Below are 11,131 nucleotides of genomic sequence, written 5' to 3' on the forward strand. Positions count from 1 at the left end.
GAGGCGGCGGCAGGCGCGGCGGCAGAGGCGGCGGGATCGCACGCGGTGGACTCCATCATGTGGCCCTTTCGCGCGAGCCTGTGCGGTGTTCCTGGATCTGTGTTCCTGGATCTGTGCCACGCCGGGCGCCCGAGGAGTCCGGCAAACGCCGCTGTCACCCGGGTGACACGGGCGGCGCTCTTCCGTTCCGATGGCCTGTCATGCCTGGTAAGTACGGCCTTCCTTGCTGGCGGGAGCGCTTTTTCGTGCGTATTTTCGAAGCGTCGGGAGACCGGGACCGGTCCGCGTGAGGGCCCCGATCCGCCTCCGGGAAGGGGAGAACCATGTCCATCATCGAGACCGAGGCCACGCTCCACGAGGCGCACCGCGACAACCACACGCACCGCGATGTGAACGGCGGCTGGCTGCGTCCCGCGGTCTTCGGCGCGATGGACGGACTGGTCTCGAACCTGGCGCTGATGACCGGTGTCGCCGGCGGCGCGGTCTCCCAGCAGACGATCGTGATCACCGGGCTCGCGGGCCTCGCGGCCGGTGCCTTCTCCATGGCCGCGGGCGAGTACACCTCGGTGGCCTCCCAGCGTGAGCTGGTCCAGGCGGAGCTGGATGTGGAGCGCGGAGAGCTGCGCAGGCATCCCGCGGACGAGATGGAGGAGCTGGCCGCGCTGTACGAGTCGCGAGGCGTGGAGCCCGCGCTCGCGCGCGAGGTGGCCCGGCAGCTCTCGACGGATCCGGAACAGGCGCTGGAGATACACGCGCGCGAGGAGCTGGGGATCGATCCGGACGATCTGCCCTCGCCGACGGTCGCCGCGGTGTCGTCGTTCGGTTCGTTCGCGCTGGGCGCGCTGCTGCCCGTACTGCCGTATCTGCTCGGTGCCACGGCGCTGTGGCCCGCGGTGGCGCTCGCGCTGAGCGGGCTGTTCGCCTGCGGTGCGCTGGTGGCCCGGGTGACCGCGCGGAGCTGGTGGTACAGCGGGCTGCGGCAGCTCGTCCTGGGCGGTACGGCCGCGGCGCTCACCTATGGCCTTGGTGCCCTCTTCGGCGCGGCGGTCTGACCTCGGTCTGACCTTTCCGCCGCCGGGCCTCTGGGACCGCCCGGCCTCCGGAGACCTGCCCGGCCTCTGAGACCCTTGCCGTATGGGCGGCCCTGTCGTCCGTACGCCATGTCTCCGTAACACCGTGAGTACCGGGAATTCGCACGCGTCCCCGGACGGCCCGCACGCCCTGCCTCCGGCCTTGCGGTACGGGCACAAAACCCCCACCCTGTGACGTACATCCCCGGGTGTCCGCGACACGGGGCTGAGACACTATGCGAGGCGCCACATAGTGAGCCGTTACCCGGCGGTTTCAGGTCGTTAATGGCCGGGCATGAGCCGTAGGCGCCGCGGGCAATGAAGCCCTGCTCCGCCCCGCCGGGCGGGCGACGATCTGTCCGTCCGATCCCCATATTCGCCGCCATGAGCGGTGTCCACATGCTGGAATGTGCTATCCGCTTCCCGAGAAGCTGCCCATCATGTAACCTGCACGAAATTTCTTGGAGGGCCAGCGTCGTCCCTCGGTAATCGCGAATGCCACGCCGAACACACGACGACGGGAGAGCCGATGCGTTCCGACGCCTGGTCGCCCATGGACGGTCGCCCTGCCCCTCAGGGCATGTACGACCCCCGTAACGAGCACGACGCCTGTGGTGTCGGGTTCGTGGCCACCCTCACCGGTGTAGCCAGCCACGCGCTGGTGGAGCAGGCGCTGACCGTACTGCGCAATCTTGAGCACCGCGGCGCCACCGGATCCGAGCCCGACTCCGGCGATGGCGCCGGAATCCTGCTCCAGGTGCCGGACGCCTTTCTGCGCGAGGCCGCCGGTTTCCCGCTGCCCGAGGCCGGTGCGTACGCCGTGGGCATCGCCTTCCTGCCCGCCGACGACTCCACCGAGGCCGTCTCACGGATCGAGACCATCGCCGCGGAGGAGGGCCTGACCGTCCTCGGCTGGCGTGCCGTACCCGTCGCGCCCGAGCTGCTCGGCGCCACCGCGCGCGCCACGATGCCGGCCTTCCGCCAGCTCTTCGTCGCGGACGGTACGAGCACGGGCATCGCCCTCGACCGCAAGGCGTTCCTGCTGCGCAAGCGCGCCGAGCGCGAGGCCGGGACCTACTTCCCCTCCCTCTCCGCCCGCACGCTCGTCTACAAGGGCATGCTCACCACCGGCCAGCTCGAACCGTTCTTCCCGGACCTCTCCGACCGCCGGCTCGCGACCGCGATCTCGCTGGTCCACTCGCGCTTCTCCACCAACACCTTCCCGAGCTGGCCGCTGGCCCACCCGTACCGCTTCGTCGCGCACAACGGCGAGATCAACACCGTCAAGGGCAATCGCAACTGGATGCGCGCCCGTGAGTCCCAGCTCGGCTCCGGTCTCTTCGGTCCCGGCGGGCTGGAGCGGATCTTCCCGGTCTGTACGCCGGACGCCTCCGACTCCGCGACCTTCGACGAGGTCCTCGAACTGCTCCACCTCGGCGGCCGGTCGCTGCCGCACTCCGTGCTGATGATGGTCCCCGAGGCCTGGGAGAACCATGACTCCATGGATCCCGCCCGGCGCGCCTTCTACCAGTTCCACGCCACGATGATGGAGCCCTGGGACGGCCCGGCCTGTGTCACCTTCACCGACGGCACCCAGGTAGGCGCGGTCCTCGACCGCAACGGACTGCGTCCCGGCCGCTACTGGGTGACCGACGACGGCCTCGTCGTGCTCTCCTCCGAGGTCGGCGTCCTCGACATCGACCCGGCCAAGGTCGTCCGCAAGGGCCGGCTCCAGCCCGGCCGGATGTTCCTGGTCGACACCGCCGAGCACCGCATCATCGAGGACGACGAGATCAAGGCGGCCCTCGCCGCCGAGAAGCCGTACCAGGACTGGCTGGAGACCGGCGAGATCGAGCTGTCGGACCTCCCCGAGCGCGAGCACATCGTGCACACCCACGCCTCGGTCACCCGCCGCCAGCAGACCTTCGGCTACACCGAGGAGGAGCTGCGCGTCCTGCTCGCGCCGATGGCACGGACCGGCGCCGAGCCGATCGGCTCCATGGGCACCGACTCGCCGATCGCCGCGCTCTCCGCCCGGCCCCGGCTGCTCTTCGACTACTTCACGCAGCTCTTCGCGCAGGTCACCAACCCGCCGCTGGACGCCATCCGCGAGGAGCTGGTCACCTCGCTGCGCTCCACGCTCGGCCCGCAGGGCAATCTGCTGGAGCCGACCGCCGCGTCCTGCCGCAGTGTCACCCTGCCCTTTCCGGTGATCGACAACGACGAGCTGGCCAAGCTCGTCCACATAAACGCCGACGGCGACATGCCGGGCATGAAGGCCGCGACGCTCTCCGGTCTCTACCGCGTCAGCGGCGGCGGAGAGGCCCTCGCCGCACGTATCGACGAGATCTGCGCCGAGACCGACGCAGCCCTGGAGAGCGGCGCCCGGATCATCGTGCTCTCCGACCGGCACTCCGACGCCGAGCATGCCCCGATCCCTTCGCTGCTGCTCACCGCCGCCGTGCACCACCACCTCATCCGCACCAAGCAGCGCACCCAGGTCGGGCTGCTGGTCGAGGCCGGCGATGTCCGCGAGGTGCACCATGTCGCGCTGCTCATCGGATACGGAGCCGCCGCGGTCAACCCGTATCTCGCCATGGAGTCCGTCGAGGACCTGGTGCGCGCCGGTACGTTCATCGAGGGCCTGGCGCCCGAGCGGGCCATCCGCAATCTGATCTACGCCCTGGGCAAGGGCGTCCTCAAGGTGATGTCCAAGATGGGCATCTCGACCGTCGCCTCCTACCGAGGCGCCCAGGTCTTCGAGGCCGTCGGTCTCGACCAGGCCTTTGTCGAGAAGTACTTCAACGGCACCACCACCAAGATCGGCGGTGCCGGTCTCGATGTCGTCGCCGAGGAGGTCGCCGCCCGCCACGCCAGGGGCTATCCGGCCTCCGGGATCTCCGCCAGCCACCGCAAGCTGGAGATCGGCGGCGAGTACCAGTGGCGCCGCGAGGGCGAGCCGCATCTCTTCGACCCGGAGACCGTCTTCCGCCTCCAGCACGCCACGCGCTCACGCCGCTATGACATCTTCAAGAAGTACACCGACCGGGTGAACGAGCAGTCCGAGCGGCTGATGACACTGCGCGGTCTGTTCGGTTTCGCCTCCGACCGCGCGCCGGTCCCCGTCGACGAGGTCGAGCCGGTCTCCGAGATCGTCAAGCGCTTCTCCACCGGCGCCATGTCGTACGGCTCGATCTCCCGCGAGGCGCACGAGACGCTCGCCATCGCCATGAACCAGCTCGGCGGCAAGTCCAACACCGGCGAGGGCGGCGAGGACGCGGACCGGCTCTACGACCCGGCGCGCCGCTCCTCCATCAAGCAGGTCGCCTCCGGGCGCTTCGGTGTCACCAGCGAGTATCTGGTCAACGCCGACGACATCCAGATCAAGATGGCGCAGGGCGCCAAGCCCGGCGAGGGCGGCCAGCTTCCCGGACACAAGGTCTACCCATGGGTCGCCAGGACCCGGCACTCCACCCCCGGAGTCGGGCTGATCTCGCCGCCGCCGCACCACGACATCTACTCCATCGAGGACCTCGCCCAGCTCATCCACGACCTCAAGAACGCCAATCCGCAGGCCCGTATCCATGTGAAGCTGGTCTCCGAGGTCGGTGTCGGCACGGTCGCCGCCGGGGTCTCCAAGGCCCACGCCGATGTCGTACTGATCTCCGGCCACGACGGCGGTACGGGCGCCTCGCCGCTCACCTCGCTCAAGCACGCGGGCGGCCCCTGGGAGCTGGGCCTCGCCGAGACCCAGCAGACGCTGCTGCTCAACGGTCTGCGCGACCGGATCGTCGTGCAGACCGACGGACAGCTCAAGACCGGCCGCGATGTCGTCATCGCCGCGCTGCTCGGCGCCGAGGAGTTCGGCTTCGCCACCGCGCCGCTCGTCGTCTCCGGCTGCGTCATGATGCGCGTCTGCCATCTCGACACCTGCCCGGTCGGCATCGCCACCCAGAATCCGGTGCTGCGCGAGCGGTTCTCCGGCAAGGCCGAGTACATCGTCAACTTCTTCGAGTTCATCGCGCGGGAGGTCCGGGAGATCCTCGCCGAGCTGGGCTTCCGTACTCTTGAAGAGGCCGTCGGCCACGCCGAACTGCTCGACACCGAGCGCGCCGTGACGCACTGGAAGGCCCAGGGCCTCGACCTCAAGCCGCTCTTCCATGTGCCCGCGCTGCCCGGCAACGCCGTACGCCACCGCACGGTCGAGCAGGACCACGGACTGGCGAAGGCCCTCGACAACGAGCTGATCAAGCTCGCCGCCGACGCGCTGAACGCCGACAGCGCCGAGGCCGCCCAGCCCGTACGCGCCCAGATCGGCATCCGGAACATCAACCGCACCGTGGGCACCATGCTGGGGCACCAGGTGACCAAGAAGTTCGGCGGCGCGGGCCTGCCCGACGACACCGTCGACATCACCTTCACCGGCTCCGCGGGCCAGTCCTTCGGCGCGTTCCTGCCGCGCGGTGTCACGCTGCGGCTGGAGGGCGACGCCAACGACTATGTCGGCAAGGGCCTGTCCGGCGGCCGGATCGTCGTACGTCCCGACCGCGGCGCCGACCATCTCGCCGAGTACTCCACCATCGCGGGCAACACCATCGCCTACGGTGCCACCGGCGGCGAGCTGTTCCTGCGCGGGCGCACCGGCGAGCGCTTCTGCGTCCGCAACTCCGGCGCCACGGTCGTCTCCGAGGGCGTGGGAGACCACGGCTGCGAGTACATGACCGGCGGTCACGCCGTCGTCCTCGGCGAGACCGGACGCAACTTCGCGGCCGGCATGTCCGGCGGTATCGCCTACGTCGTCGACCTGGACCCGGACCATGTCAACGCCGGGAACCTCGCCGCCGTGGGACCGCTCGACGACACCGACAAGCAGTGGCTGCACGATGTGGTGCGCCGCCACCAGGAGGAGACGGGCTCCACCGTCGCCGAGAAGCTGCTGGCCGAGTGGGACACCGCCGTGGACCGCTTCAGCAAGATCATCCCGACCACGTACAAGGCAGTGCTCGCCGCCAAGGACGCCGCCGAGCTGGCCGGTCTCTCGGAGACCGAGACCACCGAGAAGATGATGGAGGCGGCGACCAATGGCTGACCCGAAGGGCTTTCTCACCACCGGCCGCGAGGTCGCCGAAACCCGTCCCGCCGAGGAGCGCGTCAAGGACTGGAACGAGGTCTACGTACCCGGCTCGCTGCTCCCGATCATCAGCAAGCAGGCCGGCCGCTGCATGGACTGCGGCATCCCGTTCTGCCACAACGGCTGCCCGCTGGGAAATCTGATCCCCGAGTGGAACGACTACGCCTACCGCGAGGACTGGACGGCGGCGAGCGAGCGGCTGCACGCGACCAACAACTTCCCGGAGTTCACCGGGCGGCTCTGTCCCGCGCCCTGTGAGTCCGCGTGCGTGCTCGCCATCAACCAGCCGGCCGTGACCATCAAGAACGTCGAGGTCTCCATCATCGACAAGGCGTGGGACAGCGGCGATGTCACTCCGCAGCCGCCCGAGCGCCTCTCCGGCAAGACCGTCGCCGTCATCGGCTCGGGACCGGCCGGACTGGCCGCCGCCCAGCAGCTCACCCGCGCGGGCCACACCGTCGCCGTGTACGAGCGCGCCGACCGGATCGGCGGACTCCTGCGGTACGGCATCCCCGCGTTCAAGATGGAGAAGGTGCACATCAACCGGCGTATCGAGCAAATGCGCGCGGAGGGCACCAAGTTCCGTACGGAGATCGAGATCGGCCGGGACCTCGACGCGGCCAAGCTGCGCAAGCGGCACGACGCCGTGGTCATCGCCGCGGGCGCCACCGTCTCGCGCGATCTGCCCGTCCCGGGCCGTGAGCTCAAGGGCATCCATGCCGCGATGGAGTATCTGCCGCTCGCCAACAAGGTGCAGGAGGGCGATCTGACGGTCTCCCCGATCACCGCCGAGGGCAAGCACGTCGTGGTCATCGGCGGCGGCGACACCGGCGCGGACTGTGTCGGTACGGCTCACCGCCAGGGCGCCGCCTCCGTCACCCAGCTGGAGATCATGCCGAGGCCCGGTGACGAGCGCGCGCCGCACCAGCCGTGGCCGACGTTCCCGATGCTCTACAAGGTCACCTCCGCGCACGAGGAGGGCGGCGAGCGGGTCTACTCCGTGTCCACCACCCACTTCGAGGGCGACGAGAACGGCAACGTCCAGTTCCTGCACCTGGTGGAGGTGGAGTTCAAGGACGGCAAGCCGGCGCAGAGGCCCGGCACCGAGCGGCGGATCCCTGCGCAGCTCGTCACGCTCGCGATGGGCTTCACCGGTACGGACCAGGCGAACGGCCTGGTCGAGCAGTTCGGTCTGGAGCTGGACGAGCGCGGCAACATCGCGCGGGACGCGGACTTCGCGACCAATGTTCCCGGCGTGTATGTCGCCGGTGACGCGGGCCGCGGGCAGTCGCTGATCGTGTGGGCGATCGCCGAGGGCCGCTCTGCGGCGCGCGGTGTGGACCGCTATCTCACCGGTGCCAGTGATCTGCCGGCGCCGATCCGTCCGACGGACCGGGCACTGACGGCCTGACGCTCCGTCCGGCGATTCGGCTTGGTCCACCTGGTTCACCAGTTCCGTCCCACCCAGAAGACTCCCGTACAACGGCGTACGGGCGGTGCCGGCCCGGGGAGCGTCTCCCGGGCCGTCCCGCGGAACGCGGCGCCTGCCCCCTGTCCCCGACCGGACCGATGGCAGGCGCCGTGCCATGGCGGACCTGTCGGTACGGCCGGTCGCCTCGCGTAGGCTCGACGGATCCGCGTACCGAGCGACCTGGGGGGACGCCGTGGGATCTGCCATCAGCCTGCGCAAGATCGAGGAGACGGCGCCCGCGCTCGTCAGCCTCTACAAGAGCGCCGGCGTCTCGCTGGTGAAGAACGGACTCGACGGACAGCGGGCGGCCGTTTATCTCGTCCTCGACCACTCGGGCTCGATGAGGGAGTACTACAAGGACGGCAGCGTCCAGGCGCTCGCCGACCGGGTCCTCGGTCTCTCCGCCCATCTCGACGACGACGGCACCGTTCCCGTCGTCATCTTCTCCACGGACATCGACGCCGAGACGGACATCTCGCTGGCCGGTCACCAGGGCCGTATCGACGCGATCGTCGCCGGACTCGGACATATGGGCAAGACCAGCTATCACCTGGCGATGGACGCGGTGATCGACCACTATCTGGACAGCGGGTCCACGGCGCCCGCACTGGTGGTCTTCCAGACGGACGGCGGCCCGATCAGCAGGCCCGCGGCGGAGCGGTATCTCTGCAAGGCGGCGAGACTGCCGCTGTTCTGGCAGTTCATCGGCTTCGGCGATCCGGACAGCAGACAGTTCGACTTCCTCCGCAAGCTGGACGAACTCGCCGTCCCGGCGAAACGGCCCGTCGACAACGCCGGTTTCTTCCACGCGGGCGAGGACCCGAGGAAGGTCACGGACGCGGAGCTGTACGACCGGCTGGTCGGCGAGTTCCCGGGCTGGCTGCGCCGGGCGCGCGAGCTGGGCATCGTCCGCCGATGAAAATTCAGGAAACCCGCGGTGAAACCTGACAGAAGGTGTCGGGTATGAACGGTTGGCTGGGTCCATGACATTCACCTGGGCGGATTTCCGGTCCGCGGAACCGGACTTCGCCGACACCGTGCGGCAGCGATTCCAGATGTATCCCCACCATGTCCTCGCGACTCTCCGCAAGGACGGCTCGCCGCGTGTGTCGGGCCTCGAAGTCCCCTTTCTCTTCGGGGAGTTGTGGCTCGGCATGATGCCGAATTCCCTCAAGGCACTCGATCTGCTGCGCGATCCCCGGCTCAATGTGCAGGCGAATCCCGGCTCCGGCAACGCGCTGGCCGACGGCGACGTCAGGATCGGCGGCCGGGCCCTGGCCGTCACCGACGAGAGCCTGCTCGCGCGGGTCTCGGCCGAGGTCGGGGTGCCGCTGCCGTTCCATCTCTTCCGGGTGGAACTCTCCGAGGTCGTATGGACCGGGATGGACGGTGAGGACATGGTCGTACGGATCTGGCGCCCCGGGCAGCCGCTGCGCACCGTACGCCGGGGAGCCGGCGAAGGCCCGCCGAGGGAGGAGGACGCCTGATCGCTGTCCGGTGCCGGGGCGTGCTAGGCTGACCGCGTTGCAGTTTTGGTACCCATGAACTTTATGTGCGCCTGACGGGAATGTTCCTCAGGCGCATTATTGTTTTTGCCGGCTTCTCCGGATGGGGCTCAATGCGGCGACGAGGAATTCGTAAAGTGCGGATTTCCGGCTCTGCACCTGTTTTAGGAGAATGACATGGCTACTGGCACCGTGAAGTGGTTCAACTCGGAAAAGGGCTTCGGCTTCATCGAGCAGGACGGCGGCGGCGCCGACGTCTTCGCCCACTACTCCAACATCGCCACCCAGGGCTTCCGTGAGCTCCAGGAGGGCCAGAAGGTCTCGTTCGACGTCACGCAGGGCCAGAAGGGCCCGCAGGCGGAGAACATCGTCCCGGCCTAGTTCCCGGACGCGTACCTCGCAGCCGGGGCCCGCACCACGCAGGTGCGGGCCCCGGCTCGCGCTGTCCTCAGGCCCAGGAAGGCTTTTCCGAATGACTCGATCCGAGCGGCACGAGCGTGCTGCCCGTCCTGCCGGCAAGCGCCCGGTGAACTCCCGCGCCAAGGGACCCGCGAAAGGCACGGCCAAGGCACCCGCCCGGCGCGCCGCCGCCCGTCCGCAGGAATTCACGCTGCCGGAAACCATCACCCCCGCGCTGCCCGCCGTCGAGGCGTTCGACGAGCTGGACATGCCCGCGGGCCTGCTCAAGACTCTCACCGCACAGGGAGTGACCCAGCCGTTCCCCATCCAGGGCGCGACGCTGCCGAACTCCCTCGCGGGACGCGACATCCTCGGCCGGGGGCGCACCGGCTCCGGCAAGACTCTCGCCTTCGGGCTGGCGCTCCTCGCCCGTACGGCGGGCCGGCGCGCCGAGCCGCGCGCGCCTCTCGCGCTGGTGCTCGTACCCACGCGTGAACTGGCGCAGCAGGTGACCGACGCGCTCACTCCGTACGCCACCGCCGTCAATCTGAAGCTGACCACGGTCGTCGGCGGGCTCTCGATCGGCAAGCAGGCGGGCGCGCTGCGGCGCGGCGCGGAGGTGCTGGTCGCGACGCCGGGACGGCTCAAGGACCTCATCGAGCGCGGCGACTGCCGGCTGGACCAGGTCGCGATCACCGTGCTCGACGAGGCCGACCAGATGGCCGACATGGGCTTTATGCCGCAGGTCACGGCGCTGCTCAAGCAAGTAGAGCCGAACGGGCAGCGGATGCTGTTCTCGGCGACGCTCGACCGCAATATCGACCGGCTCGTACGGCAGTATCTGACCGATCCCGTGGTCCACTCGGTCGACCCGTCCCAGGGCGCGGTCACCACGATGGAACACCATGTGCTCTATGTCCTGGACGAGACGGACAAGAAGGAGATCACGACGCGGATCGCCGCGCGTGACGGACGGGTGCTGCTCTTCCTGGACACCAAGCGGTCGGTGGACCGGCTGGTCAAGCGGCTGCTGGCGAGCGGTGTACGCGCCTCGGGGCTGCACGGCGGCCGTTCGCAGCCGCAGCGCAACCGGACGCTCGAACAGTTCAAGAACGGCCTGGTCACCTGTCTCGTCGCGACGAATGTCGCGGCGCGCGGCATCCATGTGGACGATCTCGACCTCGTCGTCAACGTCGATCCGCCCGTCGACCACAAGGACTACCTCCACCGCGGCGGGCGCACCGCCAGGGCGGGCGAGTCCGGCAGTGTGGTGACGCTGGTGCTGCCCGAGCAGCGGCGCGAGATGACACGGCTGATGTCCGACGCCGGGATCGCGCCGAGGTCGGCGCGGATCAAGTCGACGGACGAGGAGCTGACGCGGCTCACGGGTGCGCGGGAGCCTTCCGGTGTGGCCGTCACCATCGAGGTGCCGCAGCCGGTCGTCCAGGCGAAGCAGAAGACACGGACGTCGCGGCCCGGCGCGGGCAGCGGTGGCGGTGGCGGTACGGCCCGTATCGGCGGCGCCGGCACCGCGCGCGGCAGCCGTGGCCGCCGG

The 11,131-nt window shown here is 69.4% G+C and carries 7 protein-coding genes; all 7 read left to right on the forward strand.

Annotated features, from left to right (window positions below; genetic code table 11):
* Positions 1 to 323: 323 nt before the first annotated feature.
* Complete coding sequence (locus GA0115259_RS20535; protein ID WP_093599199.1) at positions 324 to 1,052, forward strand: VIT1/CCC1 transporter family protein; 729 nt, start codon at positions 324 to 326, stop codon at positions 1,050 to 1,052.
* A gap of 547 nt (positions 1,053 to 1,599) precedes the next feature.
* Positions 1,600 to 6,159, forward strand: coding sequence for a glutamate synthase large subunit (gene gltB / locus GA0115259_RS20540; protein WP_093599202.1), 4,560 nt, complete (start codon positions 1,600 to 1,602; stop codon positions 6,157 to 6,159).
* Positions 6,152 to 7,612, forward strand: coding sequence for a glutamate synthase subunit beta (locus GA0115259_RS20545; protein WP_093599205.1), 1,461 nt, complete (start codon positions 6,152 to 6,154; stop codon positions 7,610 to 7,612). The genes gltB and GA0115259_RS20545 overlap by 8 nt, the downstream gene beginning before the upstream one ends.
* 175 nt (positions 7,613 to 7,787) lie before the next feature.
* On the forward strand, positions 7,788 to 8,591 hold the full coding sequence (locus tag GA0115259_RS20550) for a vWA domain-containing protein (RefSeq protein WP_093599208.1): 804 nt from the start codon (positions 7,788 to 7,790) through the stop codon (positions 8,589 to 8,591).
* Positions 8,592 to 8,655: 64 nt separating this feature from the next.
* Positions 8,656 to 9,159, forward strand: a complete 504-nt coding sequence (locus tag GA0115259_RS20555) for a pyridoxamine 5'-phosphate oxidase family protein (RefSeq protein WP_093599211.1) — start codon at positions 8,656 to 8,658, stop codon at positions 9,157 to 9,159.
* Between the two features lie 195 nt (positions 9,160 to 9,354).
* Positions 9,355 to 9,558, forward strand: a complete 204-nt coding sequence (locus GA0115259_RS20560) for a cold-shock protein (protein ID WP_015607926.1) — start codon at positions 9,355 to 9,357, stop codon at positions 9,556 to 9,558.
* Positions 9,559 to 9,649: 91 nt separating this feature from the next.
* Positions 9,650 to 11,131, forward strand: a 1,482-nt coding sequence (locus tag GA0115259_RS20565) for a DEAD/DEAH box helicase (protein WP_093599214.1), incomplete at its 3' end; no start/stop codon positions are given.

This window comes from Streptomyces sp. MnatMP-M17 (genome assembly GCF_900091995.1).
Classification (GTDB): Bacteria; Actinomycetota; Actinomycetes; order Streptomycetales; family Streptomycetaceae; genus Streptomyces.